The following is a 16174-nucleotide window of genomic DNA, read 5'->3' as shown; positions in this document are numbered from 1 at the left end:
TAATTCTCGATCTCGCCGCTGCCCTCATCCGCCTGCCGGCACCTTCTCCCCGTATAGAGACGGGGAGAAGGGAAGCGCACCAACGTCGGCGTCCCCCTCTCCCCGTTCTTCACGGGGAGAGGGTAAGGGTGAGGGCAGCGCAAACCGCTAGCGATTAGAGATGGCCCAAGCCACCTCGCTGACATTAACCGCGCGACACTATTTCGCCGCCGCCTCGGCCTGCAGCGCCTTCAGGTCCCAGCAGCTGTCGGGCTTGAGGTCGGCCTTGGTCGTCGCCTTCTCCAGCGTGTAGATGTAGGTGTGCGAGGTGCCGGCCGGCTGGCCGCTCTGCAGCAGGAATTTTATGATGGCGTTCATGTCGCCCGACTGGCGTGCAAGATCGGTCATCACCACGGCGCCATAGGTGCCGTCATTCAGCTTGTCGCAATCGGCCGCCTTTTCGCCGCCGCCGGTGGTGACCAAAAACACCTTGCCGTCGAGCTTGGCGTCGCGGATCGCGGCGGATGCACCGGTCGCGTCACCATCCCAGAAATCGATGATCGAGCAGATGTCGGGGTTCTGCTGCAGCATGGTCGTGGTGACGTTGCGCGAGGTCGTGGCATCCCAGTTGGAGTCGGGCTTTGCCACGACCTTGAAGTCGGGATGCTTGTCCAGCACCTTCATGATGCCGGCATACTGGTAAAGGCTGGAAGAATTGGCCTGGTCGCCCTGCACCAATCCGATTTTCTTGGACGAGTTCTCGCCGCAACCCTTGATCGCCGCTTCAGCCTCGAGCTGGCCGAGCCGGTCCCAGTCGCTGCCGACAAAGGCGTCGGCGGGAAAATTCGCCGGATTGTCGACCAGGATTACATAGGTGCCGGCCGCCTGCGCCTTCTTCATCAGCTTGGAATAGGAGTTGAGGTCCGGTGCATGGATGATCAGCACATCTGGCCTTGTGTCCGAAGAGATCGCATCGGTGATCGCCTGCGCGCCGGCATCGACCACCCAGTTCGGATCGCGCGTCTCGAACGTGCCGCCCCAGGCCTCGACCTCCTTCTTCAGGTAATGCGCCCAGCCCTGCGCCAGGTCGAAGCCCATCGCCAGCGGCACCAGCATGACACGCTTGCCTTTCAGCGCTTGTGCATAGGCAGCAGGGCCTGGATCGTCAGCGGCGAAGGTCGGCGCCACGAAGGCGGTGACGGCAAGGGCCGTGGCAGCCGCCATGAGTGTTCTGATCAGTTTCATGTGTCATCCTCTGGTTCGGTTTTCATTGCCGGCCGATCGTTCCGATCGCACCGGGTACCCCGAGCAAGATGGGCTAGCCCATCTGCCCTAAATATCGCCCTGCTGCGCGGTCTGTTCGTCGCGCGGATTGATGATGCCGTCGACGATGATGGCGCCGAGCAGGATCGCCGCCTTGATCAGGTTCTGGTAGAGCAGCGGAATGTCGATGATGGTCATGGCGTTGAGCAGGATGCCGATCAGTGCTGCGCCGACCAGCACGTTGCGCACGCCGCCTCGCCCGCCCGACAATCCGATGCCGCCGATCACCGCCACCAGCACGATGTCGTAGAGCAGCGTCGAGTTGACGACCCGCGTGTTGATCGAGTGCAGGCTGGCCGCCGTCAAAAGGCCTGCGATCAGCGCCACGAAAGCGGACAGCACATAGCGCAGCACCAGCATCGGCCGCACAGGAATGCCGATGTTGCGCGCCGCCACCGGATTGTCGCCGGCGAAATAGATGTAGCGGCCCCATTTGGTGTAGCGCAGGAACAGGAAGAACAGGAAGGCGAGCCCGGCGAAGACGAACACCTCGATCGGAACGTCGAGAAAGCGCAGGCCGCCGAGCAGTTCCACCCAATGGCCCTGAGGCACCGGCACCGCGTCCTGCGTGATCAATTGCGAACGCACATAGCCGAAGACGAAGGAGCCGGTCGCCAGCGTGACGAAGATCGCCGGCACATCGGCATAGGCGACGAGAAAGCCGTTGAGCAGGCCGATGGCGAGCACGCCGGCCAGCACATAGGCGAAGGCCAGCCCGTCCGGCGTTCCGGTGTTGAGCAATTGCAGGTACCAGGCGACCGACATCGCCATGATCGCCACCGCCGACAGGTCGATGCCGCGGCCGATGATGACGACGGCCATGCCGAGCGCCAGTATGCCCAGCACCGACACCGAGCGGACGATGGCGACGAGATTGTTGGGATCTATGAAACCCGGCAGGCCAATTGCGGCGGCGACGAACAGCACCACCGCTATGGCAAAGACAATGCCTTCCTGATTCAGGCTCCTGAAGTTCAGCCAGCCGGCCATGTTCATTGTCTGCTTTCACCCCGATGGCAGCGCTGCCACCCCTGGGTCGAAAACTAATCGGCTCAGCGTCGCTTCGTCAAATGAATCCGCGTTCAAAACGTGGGCTTGCGATGAGATTCGCAAAGTGGACGCATTGATTGCCGAATCTGGCGCAATGCCCGGAAACTTAAACGCTTTTGGCAATTGTTTGCACCATCTGGGCGCATTGCGAAAGCGTCACACCAAGGCGAAAGGCGAAGACGGAATTTAACCCCGCGATGGTCGGGAAAATTCGATTTCAGTTCCCGGCAACATGGCCCGAGACCTCGGCGCCGGCGGTCCTCGGCAACATCAGGAAACGAAACGACGTCACCAGCCCGATGACGCCGATCACCAGGAAGGCTGCTCGAAAATCCACGAGATCGAGCGCCGGCCGGCCTCTCGCGATCTGCGACAGGTTGAGGATCGCCGCCGCCACGGCAACGCCGAACAGCATCGCCACCTGCTGCAGCATCGAAGACAAGGTCGCTGCGGAACTCCGCTGCCCGGCGGCGATATCGGCGAAGGCCAGCGTGTTGAGCGCGGTGAACTGCATCGAGCGCGACAGGCCGGCAATCAGCATCAGCGCCACCACCAGCGCCTGCGGCGTCTGCGGCGAGATCGCCGCGCAAGCCATGATCGATGCCGACGCGATGATGCCGTTGACGACCATCACCGAGCGAAAGCCGAAGCGACGCAGCATCGGCGTCGTCACCGTCTTCATGCCGAGATTGCCAAGGAAATAGGCCAGGATCATCATGCCGGCGTCGACGGGCGAGAGGCCGAAGCCGACCTGGAACAACAGCGGCAATAGAAACGGCGTGGCGTTGATCGCAACCCGGAAGATGGTGCCGGCGGCAAGCGTCGAGATGGCGAAGGTCTGCACCTTGAACGACGACAGGTCGAGCAGCGGATGCGGCGCGCGATGGAGATGACGCACCGCCAGCCATCCGACGACGATCCCCGCCGCGATCAGCCCCACCGTCGGCAAGGCGCCATCCTCCGGATGCGCGATGCGCTCCAGGCCATAGAGCAGGCAGGCGAGCCCCAGCGACGTCAGGAAGAAACCCGGCCAATCGAGCGGCTTGGGATCGGCTTCACGGTCACCGGGGATGAAGCGGGCGACCAGCGCCAGCCCGATCATCCCGAGCGGAATGTTGATGAAGAAATTCCAGTGCCAGGACAGATAGGTGGTGATGAAGCCACCGAGCACCGGCCCGACGACAGGCGCGAAGAGCGCCGGCCAGGTGATCAGAGCCGTGGCGTTGAGCAATTCGGATTTCGACGCGTTGCGCAGCACCAGGATGCGGCCGACCGGCGTCATCAGCGCGCTGCCCAGGCCCTGCACGGCACGGGCAATGACGAATCCGGTCAGGTTCTGCGAAAAGCCGCAGGCAAGCGAAGCCAGTGTGAACAGCGCGATGGCGACGAGGAAGATGTTACGCGCGCCAAAGCGGTCGGCGAGCCAGCCCGACAGCGGCACGAACACCGCCATGGTCAGCATGTAGACGGTGATGCCGATGCTCATCGCCACCGCCGGCACGCCGAACGATTCCCCCATCTGCGGCAGCGAGGTCGAGATGATTGTCGAATCCAGCAATTGCATGAAAAAGGCGATGGCGACGATCAGCGCCACACGCCGCGAATTCCCGGCTCGGTCGGCTGAAGCTTCGGTCTCGGAAATGGCAGTCATGACGGACCGCTTGAACAGCATTTGGCCGACGGCGTCCAGACAAGAGCCAACAAACTTTCGTGTCGCGTCGCGGCCTGTTATGGATGAGCGGGGTGGCCGAGGAACGCAGACGCATGAAGCCTATCTATATCGACTACCTCAATGCCCTCGACATCGAAGCCCTTGCCATGACCGATGCCGAGATCATCGGCGCGGTCGAGGCCGGGCTCATCGCACAAGGCAAGGGCCAGACGGTGATCGAGCCGCGTGTCCACCTCGAACCCGACCCGTCCTTCCACGGCCATTTCAATGTCCTGCGTGGCTACGTCGCGCCGCTCGACACGGCGGGCGTGAAGATCGTCGGCGACTATGTCGACAACTACCTTCACGGCCTGCCTTCGGAATTCGGCATCCTGAACTTATTCGATCCGCGCACCGGCACGCCGCGCGCCATCCTCGACGCCACCGTCATCACCGACATGCGCACAGGCGCCGTCACCGCCATCGGCGCCAAACATCTGGCGCGCAAGAACTCGAAGGTGCTCGCCCATATCGGCGCGCGCGGCACCGCCTACTGGAACGTGCGCCTGCTCGACCATCTCTTCGATTTCGACGAAATCCGCGTCCATTCGCGCCGGCCGGAAAGCCGCGACGGCTTTGCCGCAAAACTCGCCTCCGACCTTGGCAAGCCGGTCACAGCGGTCGCCGACTGGGAGAGCTGCGTCAAGGGCGCCGACATTGTCGTCGAGGCATCCCGCCTGCCCGAGCCGCAACCACTGCTGAAGACAGAATGGATCAAGCCCGGCGCGCTGGTCGTGCCCTATGGCACGATGAGCGCGGTGGAGCTGTCGCTGACCGACATCATGCAGAAGATGGTCGTCGACGATTGGGGCCAGTGCAAGGGTGGCAAGTTCGGCTCGCTGCGCGCCCATGTCGAGACCGGGCGGCTGAGCGAGACGACGCTGCATGCCGAACTCGGCCAGATCGCCGCCGGCCTGAGGCCGGGACGGCAGAGCGACGACGAAACCATCCTGTTCTGGCATCGTGGCCTGTCGCTGTCCGACATCGCGCTTGGCAAAGCGATGCTGGCGAAGGCGCAGGCGCAAGGCATTGGCCAGAGGCTGCGCTTCGCATGAGCGCGCTCGTCCTCACCGGAGCCGGCGTCAGCGTCGGCGATGTCGCCGCCGTCGCCCGCGAGGCCCGCAAGGTGGAAATCGGAGCCGATGTCATCGGCGGGCTGGAGAAGGCGCGAAAGGTGCTCGACCAGGCCGCGGCCTCGGGCCAGCAGATCTACGGCCTGAACACCGGTCTCGGCGCCAATCTCGGCACCTCGGTCGAGGGTGACGCCAGCGCCTTCCAGCGCCAGTTGCTCGAAGGCCGCAGCGGCGCCGTTGGCGAGGCCCTGCCGGTCGAAACCGTGCGGGCAACCATGCTCGCCCGCCTGACAATGCTGTCGGCGGGCGGCTCCGGCCTGTCGCCCGCCGTGTTCGTTGCCCTGGTCGATGTCCTCAACGCCGGCGTCCATCCGGTGATGCCGTCGCTCGGCTCCATCGGCGCCGGCGACCTCGTGCTGATGACCGCGATCGCCCGCCTGCTGGTCGGCGAAGGCGAAGCCGATTATCAGGGAAGGCGCATGCCGGCGGTCAAGGCGCTGATGATGGCCCGCCTCGGCCCCATCGGCCTGGCGCCCAAGGATGGGCTGTCGCTGATCAACGCTTCCGCTGTCTCCGCTGGCGGTGGCGCGCTTGTGGTCACGGACGCGCTTTCGGCTCTTGCCCAGCAACAGCAGGCCGGCGCGCTGACCATGGAAGGGTTTGGCGCCAACCGCACCATCCTCGACCCGCGCCTGCACATGGCGCGGCCGGCGGCCGGCCAGCAGGAAGCCGCCAAGGCGCTGCATGATCTTCTCGCCCGCGACGAAGCGCCGGCGCCCACCACCCTACAGGACCCGCTGTCGATCCGCTGCATGCCCTCGATCCATGGCGCACTGATCGAGGCGATCGGCCAGGCAGAACGCGCCGTCGAGGTCGAACTCAATGCCGCCGCCGACAACCCGCTGGTTCTGAGCGACGACGGGCTGGTGCTGTCGACCGGCAACTTCCACACCGCTTCGCTGGCGCTGGCCTTCGAGGCGCTCAGCCTGGCAATCGCTCAATGCGCGGCCGCCAGTGCAGCCCGCTTCATCCAACTCACCGGCTCGGGCCGCAACGGGCTGCCGAAATATCTGTCGCCGGTCGGCGGCGCCTCGGCCGGTTTCGTGCCGTTGCAGAAGACGGTGACGTCGATCCTGGCCGCCATCCGCCACAAGGCCAATCCGGTGATGCTCGATTTCCTGCCCGTCTCGGAAGGCGTCGAGGATCACGCCACGCAGACGCCGCTGGCGGTTTCGAAATGCGCTGACATGATCGCGCTGTGGCGCCGGTTGATCGCTTTCGAACTGATGGCGGCCGCCCAGGCCGCCGACCTGCGTGAAGGGTTGACGCTGGCACCACGCACGTCAGCCGTCCACACGGCGATACGCGCGCTGGTCCCTTCCCTGAAGGAGGACCGGCCGCTCAGCGTCGATGCGGAAGCACTCCACGCCGCGCTGGCCGGCAATGCGTGGCGGCCGGCCCTAGCTCCGGCCGACCTTGTCGAGGAACAGGCGTAGCTCGGCCGGGTCCATGTGCACGATGTGCCTGTCCTCGGGATAGGCGCCGCTGTTGACGTCGGCGACATATTCGGAAAATGCCGCCACCCGTTCCGCCTGCAGCCGGTCATACTCGGCTGCGAAGTTGCGATAGACCTTGGAGTGGCGCGGCATGTGGCCTCTGTTCTGGCCAAGGATGTCGTCGGCGAACAAATATTGCGCGTCGCAACCGGTGCCCGCGCCCATCGACAGCATGATCAGCGACGTCCGCTCCGCGATCGCCTTCGCCACTTCGACCGGCACAACTTCTATTTCGGCGCCGATGGCGCCCACTGCCTCCAGCTGCTTCACCGCCTCAAACACCTGCATCGCCGTGTCGGCGGATTTGCCGACAGCCTTGAAGCCGCCTGTCCAGGTCGCGCGCGATGGAATGAGGCCGACATGGCCGATGACCGGAATGGCATCGTCCGCCATCCGCTTGATGGTGGCGTAGCCGGCGCTGCAATAGACCGCGTCGGCGCCGGCCTTGTAGAGCCGGAAGGCCCAGCGCAGAAAATCGTCCGACGTGCCGATCTCGTAGAAATTGTCGCCCGGCATGGTGAACAGGCTGGGCGCCGCATCGCGGTATTGCGGATTGAGCACCAGTTCGGGCGGGACCGAGACGATGTCGACCCCTGCCCGCTCGGCGGCTTCCGCCTCGTCCAGGGTCAGCACGCGCAGCATGGTCAGCTGCCGCTTGCCCTTCATGGCGCGCAGATCGGCGACGGTCGGTCTCTTTCGGCTCATTGAATTCTTGTCCCTGTTTGTGATGGCGGCTCGTCAGCCGATCTCGATCATCACCTTGCCAGCTTCGATCCGGACTGGATAGGTCTTGAGGTTGACGCAGACCGGCGCGCCCTTGGCCTGGCCGGTCTTGTAGTTGAAGCGGCCATTGTGCTTGGGACATTCGATGATGTCGTCCATGACAAGCCCGTCGGCCAGATGCGCCTTTTCATGCGTGCAAAAACCGTCGGTGGCGAAGAATTCGTCGTCCGGCGAGCGGTAGATCGCGAAGGTCCGCCCGCCATGATCGAAGCGGATGACATCCTCTTCCTCGACATCATCCACGGCGCACGCTTCAACCCAATCGGCCATCTCAATCTCCTGCGGACATTGCCGATCGCTATTCGGCCGCCGCCGACATATCGACCTCGTGGAATTCGCCGCGATAGGGCCTGGCCGTCGGCGGCAGTTCGCGCTTGAGGTAATAATCCTCGTATTTCAGCTGCCTCAGCAGCACCGGCCAAACCTCGCGGTAGGCATGCCACATCGACGGGTTCGGCTCAGGCAGATCATGCTTGATCAGTTCGTGCAGCCTGGGCAGTGCGTGATAGGGCACCATCGGGAACATGTGGTGCTCCACATGGTAGTTCATGTTCCAGTAGATGAACCGGCTGATCGGGTTCATGTAGACGGTGCGCGTGTTGAGCCGGTGGTCGACGACATTGTCGGCAAGCCCGATGTGCTGCAGCAGGCCGGTCGTCACCATGTGCCAGGTGCCGTAGAGGCGCGGCAGCCCGATCAGCACCAGCGGGATCCACGACCTCAGCCCGATGGCAAGCGCGATCGTCCCGACATAGATGGCGACGTGCCAGCGGGCGGCGACGACCGCCTTATGCTGCTCCATCTCGGGGATATAGCTCTTCTCTTCATCCGACAGCGTGCCGAAGGCCTGGCGCAACAGCGTCGGCAGCGAATAGCGGAAATCGAGAATGCCGGTGAACGCCAGCCCCGCCTTCAACAGGTCCGGCGGCCGCATGACGGCGATCTCGGCGTCGCGGCCGACGATGATGGTGTCGGTGTGGTGACGGGCATGGCTCCAGCGCCATTGCACGGGATTGCGCATCAGCATGAACGAGGCGATGTGATAGACGACATCGTTCATCCAGCGCGTGCGGAACGCCGTGCCATGGCCGCATTCGTGCCAGCGCGAGTCGCTCGACGAGCCGTAGAGCACGCCATAGACGAACAGGAACGGCACCACCCACCACGAACCCCAGAACCAGACGATGCCGGCGGCCGAGCCCACGATGACAGCGAGCCAGATGATGGTGTCGCGGATCGCCGGGCCGTCGGAACGCTGCATAAGCTCCTTCATCGCCTTGCGCGGCACGTCGGTGTGGTACCACTCGGCCGAGGCGAGCCCGGTCTCGATCGCGGCCCGGGTGCTTTCGCCGACCAGGCTGTAGTCGCGCTTCTTTGCCATCGTCGTCACACTGACCTCCAATCGTCGCGCACCGCTGGCAATCCGGTCCGCCGGCCGGAGGGCTTGCTTTGGATGAATGTCGCGCTCATGTCCTGCCGGCCAGTCTTGGAAAGTTTCCGGAAGGCTCAGGATAATCCTGCTCGGGCTGTCGGGCGATAGCCGCGATCCTGGCTTCGGCCGCCGCGATCTCACCGGCGCCGTCGAGAACCCGGAACACCGCGTCGTAGGCCCGGCTTTCGCCATGCTCCAGCCAGATCATCTCGCCGCGCTCGCGGGCGGCGAGATCGCCCAGCACATGGTGGGTCGAAGGCTCCATCCCCAGCGCGTACTGCCCGGCCTGGAAATTCTGCCACTGGTAGGCACACGGCAACTGGTCCTTGCGCGTCACCAGTTCGAGACCGAGCCCGATGCGGTCGTTGACGACGGCCACCGGCACCTCGCCATTGGCATCGGCAGCCATCTCATGCTGCCAGACCTGTTCGCTGAAGCCCGGTTGCGGCGCAGGCGCCGTGCGATAGCCGACCTTCTGCGCCGCGTAGCGCTCGCCGGCATGGCCGGCCCAGACGACGTCGCGGATCGGCGCCAGATAACGCGAGCCCTCATCCAGCAAGGGATGGCTGATATTGACATGATAGAAATACATATGCGGCGTGCGGTTGAAGCCGTGATTGACGACATGGTCGGAAAGCCGGATCTCGTTGCCGCCGACATCGGCCTCGATGCGGCGGATGAGATGGAGGTCCTCGCCGAATACCGCCGATTGCTGGACGATGCCTTCGGCCCACAGCACGCAACGGTCGCCGTCCCAACGCTCGCCATAGCCGGTCAGCCGCGCCGGGATGGTGCCGACACGGCCATGCAGCGAATGGAGCACCGTCTTCCTGCCGGGGTAGTTGTAGCTGTCGGCGGGTACGGTCTCACGGCCCAGAACATGGTCGAGGCCGCAGGTGACGAGCAGGCCGGAGAACGAGCGCGCCCAGGCCAGCCCCCCTTCCCCTTCATACTCGTGCAGGCCCGGATGGCGAAAGCCGCTCGGTGAATGCCAGCCGATCGCCTGGCCCTTGAAGTCGCAATCGGCGATGTCGAGCGCCCGGTCGACCAGCGCGGTGAAGCGCAGGCCCGAGCCGGTGCGGAATTCGAGCATACGGATGCCGCGCTCCACACCGTCGCCGAGCGTCATCAGCCGCACGCCGGCGAATTGCGACAGCATGCCGGATCGCTCGGCCACTTGCCGGCGTGACAGCGTCTTGCCGTATAGCTCTACCATGCGACGCCCTTCACTTTGCCCTCGCCTCCTTGAGCAAGGCCGACATGTCGGCGCCGGTGATGATGCTTTCCACGGTCAAGAGGTCGGTGTCGGCGACCGTCTGTTCGGCGACGATCTCACCGCGCCGCATCACGACGATGCGGTCGGCGACCTGGAAGACATGGTGGATGTTGTGGGTGATCAGCAGCACCGAATGGCCGGCGTCGCGCACCTCCTTGACGAAACGCAGCACGCCATGGGTCTCCTCGACGCCGAGATTGTTGGTCGGCTCGTCGAGGATGATGACCTTGGCGGCAAACTGCATGGCGCGCGAGATCGCGATCGACTGACGTTCGCCGCCAGAAAGTGTGCTGACCAGCGCGTCGGCGTCGAGCTTTTTCGAGATGCCGACGCGCTTGAGCAGTTCGGAGGCGGCCTTGCGCAGCTTGGCGAGGTCGAGCGGCGCGAACACGCCGAGCCAACCGAAATTGACCGGCTCCCGGCCGAGGAAAAGATTGCGCGCGATGCTGAGGTCCGGCGCCAGCGACGTGTCCTGGTGGATGGTCTCGATGCCGAGGTCCATCGCATCCCTGGTCGAACGGATCGAGACCTTCTCGCCGCGCACATAGATGTCGCCGCGATCGACCGGAAACACACCCGAGATCGCCTTGATCAGCGTCGATTTGCCGGCGCCATTGTCGCCGAGCAGCGCCACCACCTCGCCTTCCCGCAGTGTCAGCGAGGCGTTCTTCAGCGCCCGCACGCTGCCGAAGGACTTTTGCAGGTTCTGCAGCCGAAGTACTTCTTGCGTCATCGTCAGCCCCTTGCGGCGTTCTTCTGCAGCAAAGCGTGCAGGATGAGCATGGCGAGGATGATCAGGCCGACAAAGATGTTGTAGGCGAGCCCCGGCACGCCGATCAGCACGATGCCGTTTCGGATGGCGCGCAGCATCAGCGCGCCGACGATGGTGCCGAGGATCGTACCGCGTCCGCCGGTCAGCGCCGTGCCGCCGACGACCACCATGGCGATCACCTCCAACTCGTAGCCGGTGCCGGCCACCGGCGAGGCGGCGGAGATGCGGAAGGCGCTGATCATGCCGGCAAGGCCGGCAAGCACGGAGGTCGCGACGAACAGCCAGATCTTGACGCTGTCGGCGGGCACACCACGCGCCACCGCCGCGTTGCGGTTGGAACCGATGGCGCTGATCCAGTTGCCGAGCTTGGCGTAGCGCAGGATGTAGATGGCAAACAGCGAAAGGCCGATGAACCACCACAGCGAGGTGTAGAAGCGGAATGAACCGATGTTGAAACTGCCCGCGAGCAGTGTCACGAAGAAGCCGGGCTGGTCCCAGGATTTCAGCGGAAAGCCCTGCGTGATGTAAAGCGCCGCGCCACGCACGACGAGCAGCATCGACAGTGTCACCAGGAAGGACGAGATGCCGATCTTGGTGACGATCAGCCCGTTGATCGCGCCGATCGCGATGCACAGCACAAGTCCTGCCAGCAGCGCGACCCCGATATCGACGCCGCCATTCTGCACCAGCAGCATCACCACCACAGGCGCCAGCCCGAACACGGCGCCGACGGAAAGGTCGAATTCGCCTGCCGTCAAAAGCAGTGTCATGCCGAGCGCGATGATGCCGAGCTCGGGCAGGAACGCCATCATGTTGGAGATGTTGAGCGGCGACAGGAAATTGGCGTCGGCGACAGCGAACACCGCCAGCAGCACGATGAGGATGATGAAGGAGGAGAATTGCGGCGAGCGCAGCAGGCTGGACCTGCCTTTCGCCCTCGGCGCGTCGTCTTCTGCGGCAATTGTCATGACTGCTTGGACCATGCTTGGAAAAACGCCCGCCGCTTTAGGCGGGCGCCGGCTTCTCATTTCTTGTCGTAGAGCTTCAGGATCGGCTCGACGCTGGCGGCGTCGTAGAGACCGAAAGTATGGATGTCGTAGCCGATCGGTTCGCCCGAGGCAGCGAGCCCGAGCAGCGCCACCGGCATGAAGCCCTGCGCGGACGGGTACTGCCAGGCGGCGGCGTTGACGAAGCCATCCTTGACGGCCTGCGCCGTCTCCTTGGAATTGCCCCAGCCGACGACGGGGATTTTGCCCGCCGGCACACCGGCGCCATCGAACACGCGCTTGACGCTGGCCGCCACGGAATCGCCGAGCGCGATGATCGCCGGCGGATTGTTGGCGACCATGTAGTCGGTCATCTTGGCGATGATGCCGGCCGGGTCGGTGCCGCAATCGACCACGTCATATTTGATCCCCAACGGATCGAAAACGCTGGCAATGCCCTCAGTCTCGAGCTGCTGATAGCTGGCGCCGGGAACCTCGACCGGCAGGAACACCTTGTCGCCCTGCTTCACCATCTTGTGGTCGACGAGGTATTTGGCCCAGGTGACGCCCGCTTCCTTGAGATCCGCGCCGACATAGGCCTGCCGTCCGGTGGCCGGATCGTCGGTGTTGAAGAACACGATCGGGATGCCGGCCGCCTTTGCCGCTTTCACCTCTTCGGTCCACAGGCCCGGCTGCGCCGAAGTCGTGGCGATGCCGTCGGGCTTGGCGGCGAGCGCCGAGTTGAAGGCTTCCTTCTGTGCCGCCATGTCGCCGCCGCTGAAGGAGATCTTGCAGGTCACCTTGAGCTGGTCGCAGGCCCTGGTCGCGCCGGCGTTCCAGTCGATCCAGAACGCGTCCGACGGGCCGCCATGCGACAAGAGATAGAAGGTCTTCTGGCCGTCCTGCGCCCGCGCCGTCGTGCCAAGGGCGACGCCGGCGAGCACTGTCGCGGCGGCAGCCAGTTTCCAAGCGAATTTCAACATTCTTTCCTCCCTTGTTTGAAGCCGCGCCGCCATGCACCGGGCGGCGCGGCTAGCCGTTACAGGCCGTTGGCGCGGAACTTCCCGTCGAGGAACGTCTTGGCGCGCGGCACGTCGTCCTCCGACAGATGCTCGATGATCACAGGGATGTTCGGATGCTTTTCAGCCAGCCGCTGGAGATAGAGGTCGTAGTTCAGCGAACCGAGGCCGGGCGCCGGCAGTTCGATTTCACCAACCCCACGGAAGGTGTGGCTTTCCATCGCGTCGGCGTCACCGATGTCGGCATGCTTCTCCGACTTGTCGTCGCCCGAGCGCTTGACGTCCTTGGCATGCGCGATCTTGATCTTGTCGGTCAGCGTGTCGAACACCTGGTTCAGGATCTGGTCCATCCGGTCGATGTTGTGGGTCTCGAAATAATTGGTCGGATCCATCAGCAGGCCGAGACCGGGATGATCGACCTGCGCGAACATCCTGACCGTCTCCTCGACCGAGCCGACGACGTTGTTGACATAGGTTTCGAGCAGGAACACCGCGCCGTGGTCATAGGCCGTCTGGGCGAGGTCGGCGATCACCTTGCGGCATTCCTCGAACCCTTCCTCGGTCTTGTTCTTGGGATGATGCACCCAGTCGGACTCGGTGTTGTAGGTGCCGGTTTCCGAGATCACGTAAGGCGAGCCGAAATGACGGGCGTTACGGATGATCTCCTTGAGATAGCCGACGCGCTTGTCACGCTCGGCTTTGTCAGGATGAATGATGTTGGTGTAGCCCGACACGCAGCAGACCGGCAGATTGTTGTCGCGGAAGACGTCGCGCACCTTCTTGGCCTTGTCCTTGGTGATCTGGCCGGCCGACAGGTCGACATCCCTGAAATGCAGGTCGAGCTGCACCGTATTGAAACCGAGCCCGCGGATCTTCTTCGCCGTCTCTTCAAGGCCGTACGGGAAATAGCCCGTGAAAATACCTGCCTGCATCATGATGTGAATTCCTCCCTGTAAGCGATTCAGTTGCCAGTGATTTCAGCTGCCAGTGATTTCAGCTGCCAGTGATTTTCAGTTGATCGAGTTTGTCGAGATTTCGGAAAGCTTGACGGTGCGGCCCAACGCGATGGAGCGGTAGCCCGCCTCCACCAGCGCCATGGTCTTGACGTTGTCGGCAACAGTGAGCGCCGGCGGCGTGCCGGTCTTCACCGCATGCTGCAACTGCTCCATCACCCCGATGAAGGCATGCGGGAACCACATCGTCTCCCAGCTCGGGCTGACCCACTCGCCCCCGGTCGTCTCCGCCGAGGCGTAAGTCAGTGTCGAGGCGGCACCCGTCGGCCAGCCGATCGTGCCCTTGGCGACGCCCTTGGTGCCGTCGACGCGCCAGTTGATGTGCTGGTCGTCGCGATAGCCCTCCTGGCGCGGACCGGACCAGACGTCCTCCAGCGACACGGCGAGCACGCCTGTGGGGAAACGCAGCGTCGAGACGGTGATGCCGTCGGAATGGTCGAACTGCGTGCGCGGATCCTTACGCGTCAGCGTCGTGATCTCGTCGGGATCGCCGAACAGGAAGCGCAGCACGTCGAGGTGATGCACGCTCATATTGGCGAGCGTCAGCCGGTCGTAACCTTGAAGGAAAGTCTGCCAATGCGGGATGGCATGCATGTCGATCTGCGCGAAGACGATATCGCCCAGCGCGCCGCTGTCGATGATCTGCTTCAACACGCGCATCGACTGGTCGTAACGCATGTTCTGATTGACCGAGAGGATCTTGCCGGCCTTCGCCGCCTCGTCGCGCAGCTTGACGGCTTCCTCGACCGACAGCGCCAGGGGCTTCTGCGCCAGGATCCCCTTGATATGCTTCTGCTTCAGCGCATGGCGGATCAGCGCCGGCTGCTGGTCGGGCGGAAAGGCAAGGTCGATGATCTCGATATTTGCGTCCTCGATCAGTTGTTCAGGCGTGTCGTGGACGGTCGGGATGCTCCAACGGTCAGCGACCTTTTGCGCATTCGCTTTTGTGCGCGAAGCGATCGCCACCACCGGGAACCCCGCCTCCTTGTAAGCGGCCAGGTGGCACTCGGCCATGATCATGCCGGCGCCGACGCAGCCGATCCTGTATTCCTTCGTGCGGACCTTCACATCCGGCTCGAAGCCCTTGCCTGTCATGCCTTCCTCCCGAAATTCTGTCCTTGCGGCCGCATTCATCTTGCCAACGCGCCTCCGCCCTGTCCGAAATAATGCACGCGTGCCGGCTCGCAGGATATCGCCACCATCGCATCGGGCCTGATATCGGGCTGGCCGCGCAGCAGTGCCTTCAGCCGCGCCTGCCCGGCGGCGAGCGTCACCACGGTGTAGCCGCCAAGCGGCTCGACCTCGAACACCCGCGCCGGGCGGCCCTGGCCCGCCTTCCCGTTGTCGCTCCAGGGGCTGACCTTGATGTCTTCCGGCCTCAGTCCGATCTCGACTGCGTCGGCCGGAGCCGCGCGGTCGGCGATGCTGAGCGCGCCTTCGGCCGCTTCGACGCCGCTCTCGCCGCGAACGGATTTGAGGATGTTCATGACAGGCGAACCGAGCAGCCGCGCCACATAGGTGCTGACCGGGCGGTCATAGATCTCGGCCGGCGCGCCGATCTGCCTGATCCTGCCATAGTCCAGTATGGCGATGCGGTCGGCGATCGACATCGCCTCTTCCTGGTCATGGGTGACATAGATCAGCGTCTTGCCGAGGTCGCGCTGGATGCGCTTCAACTCAACGCGCGTTTCCTCGCGCAGCCGCGCATCAAGCGCCGAGATCGGATCGTCCATCAGGTAGGCATTGGGATCGCGCACCAGCGCCCGTGCGATCGCCACGCGCTGCCGCTCGCCGCCCGAAAGCTGCGCCGGCGGCTTGTGCAGGATATGACCGATATGCAGCTTGGCCGCGACATCGGCGACGCGCCGCTTGATATCGACGTCGGCGACCTTCCGCTCAACCAGCGGAAAGCGGACATTGTCGAGCGCGCTCATATGCGGGAACAACGCCAGGTTCTGGAACACCATCGCCACGTTGCGCTCGGCCGGCGACACGGTGTTGACCTGCTTGCCACCGATGAGGATTTCGCCGGCATCCGGCGTCTCCAGCCCGAGCACCAGCCGCAGGATGGTCGACTTGCCCGACAGCGGCGGCCCGAAGAAGCAGAAGAACTCGTTGTCGTTGACGGTGAACGAGGCATCGTCGACGGCAAGTGTGCCGCCATAGCGTTTCGTGACATTGCGGAAGACGATATCGGCCAT

General features: G+C 64.0%; 15 protein-coding genes. 2 read left to right on the top strand and 13 right to left on the bottom strand.

The genetic code is table 11. The annotated features are described in order from the left end of the window. Positions 1-198 precede the first annotated feature (198 nt). The 3 genes from EN824_RS02810 to EN824_RS02800 form a co-directional block, all read right to left on the bottom strand. Positions 199-1224, bottom strand: coding sequence for a sugar ABC transporter substrate-binding protein (locus EN824_RS02810; protein ID WP_015317085.1), 1026 nt, complete (start codon positions 1222-1224; stop codon positions 199-201). 87 nt (positions 1225-1311) lie between these two features. Continuing rightward, positions 1312-2298 (bottom strand): ABC transporter permease, encoded by a 987-nt coding sequence (locus EN824_RS02805; protein WP_127278341.1) that lies wholly within the window; start codon positions 2296-2298, stop codon positions 1312-1314. A gap of 271 nt (positions 2299-2569) precedes the next feature. After that, a complete protein-coding gene (locus tag EN824_RS02800) occupies positions 2570-4003 on the bottom strand; it encodes a DHA2 family efflux MFS transporter permease subunit (RefSeq protein WP_135866236.1) in 1434 nt (477 codons plus the stop codon). Between the two features lie 113 nt (positions 4004-4116). Here EN824_RS02800 and EN824_RS02795 point away from each other — a divergent pair, with 113 nt between their 5' ends. Both EN824_RS02795 and hutH read left to right on the top strand, forming a co-directional pair. Beyond that, positions 4117-5118 (top strand): ornithine cyclodeaminase family protein, encoded by a 1002-nt coding sequence (locus tag EN824_RS02795; protein WP_135866234.1) that lies wholly within the window; start codon positions 4117-4119, stop codon positions 5116-5118. Beyond that, positions 5115-6632 carry a histidine ammonia-lyase gene (hutH, locus tag EN824_RS02790; RefSeq protein WP_135931868.1) on the top strand — a complete coding sequence of 506 codons (1518 nt, stop codon included), beginning with the start codon at positions 5115-5117 and terminating at the stop codon, positions 6630-6632. Before EN824_RS02795 ends, hutH begins: the two co-directional genes overlap by 4 nt. Here the strand turns inward: hutH and EN824_RS02785 are convergent. The 10 genes from EN824_RS02785 to EN824_RS02740 form a co-directional block, all read right to left on the bottom strand. Next, the gene (locus EN824_RS02785) at positions 6597-7397 is read right to left on the bottom strand and encodes a 3-methyl-2-oxobutanoate hydroxymethyltransferase (protein WP_135931867.1); all 801 of its coding nucleotides are present in this window, start codon (positions 7395-7397) and stop codon (positions 6597-6599) included. The genes hutH and EN824_RS02785 overlap by 36 nt on opposite strands. 33 nt (positions 7398-7430) lie before the next feature. Beyond that, the gene (locus tag EN824_RS02780; RefSeq protein WP_135931866.1) at positions 7431-7745 is read right to left on the bottom strand and encodes a MocE family 2Fe-2S type ferredoxin; all 315 of its coding nucleotides are present in this window, start codon (positions 7743-7745) and stop codon (positions 7431-7433) included. A 28-nt stretch (positions 7746-7773) separates the two neighbouring features. Further along, entirely contained in the window at positions 7774-8856 is a 1083-nt protein-coding gene (locus EN824_RS02775) for a fatty acid desaturase family protein (protein ID WP_135932122.1), read from the bottom strand. A gap of 85 nt (positions 8857-8941) precedes the next feature. Then, positions 8942-10123 (bottom strand): aldose 1-epimerase family protein, encoded by a 1182-nt coding sequence (locus EN824_RS02770; protein ID WP_127873207.1) that lies wholly within the window; start codon positions 10121-10123, stop codon positions 8942-8944. Positions 10124-10133: 10 nt separating this feature from the next. Then, on the bottom strand, positions 10134-10916 hold the full coding sequence (locus tag EN824_RS02765) for an ATP-binding cassette domain-containing protein (RefSeq protein ID WP_127280339.1): 783 nt from the start codon (positions 10914-10916) through the stop codon (positions 10134-10136). Positions 10917-10918: 2 nt separating this feature from the next. Then, entirely contained in the window at positions 10919-11923 is a 1005-nt protein-coding gene (locus EN824_RS02760; RefSeq protein WP_245520668.1) for an ABC transporter permease, read from the bottom strand. Between the two features lie 56 nt (positions 11924-11979). Then, on the bottom strand, positions 11980-12924 hold the full coding sequence (locus tag EN824_RS02755; RefSeq protein WP_135931865.1) for a substrate-binding domain-containing protein: 945 nt from the start codon (positions 12922-12924) through the stop codon (positions 11980-11982). A 56-nt stretch (positions 12925-12980) separates the two neighbouring features. Beyond that, positions 12981-13895, bottom strand: a complete 915-nt coding sequence (locus EN824_RS02750; RefSeq protein WP_127279317.1) for a sugar phosphate isomerase/epimerase — start codon at positions 13893-13895, stop codon at positions 12981-12983. Between the two features lie 75 nt (positions 13896-13970). After that, positions 13971-15068 (bottom strand): Gfo/Idh/MocA family oxidoreductase, encoded by a 1098-nt coding sequence (locus tag EN824_RS02745; RefSeq protein ID WP_127279316.1) that lies wholly within the window; start codon positions 15066-15068, stop codon positions 13971-13973. 35 nt (positions 15069-15103) lie between these two features. After that, the gene (locus EN824_RS02740) at positions 15104-16174 is read right to left on the bottom strand and encodes an ABC transporter ATP-binding protein (RefSeq protein WP_127279315.1); all 1071 of its coding nucleotides are present in this window, start codon (positions 16172-16174) and stop codon (positions 15104-15106) included.

This window comes from Mesorhizobium sp. M8A.F.Ca.ET.181.01.1.1 (genome assembly GCF_004792025.1).
Classification (GTDB): Bacteria; Pseudomonadota; Alphaproteobacteria; order Rhizobiales; family Rhizobiaceae; genus Mesorhizobium.
The sequence above is the reverse complement of the archived record's forward strand: the minus strand, read 5'-3'. Positions and strand labels throughout refer to the sequence as shown.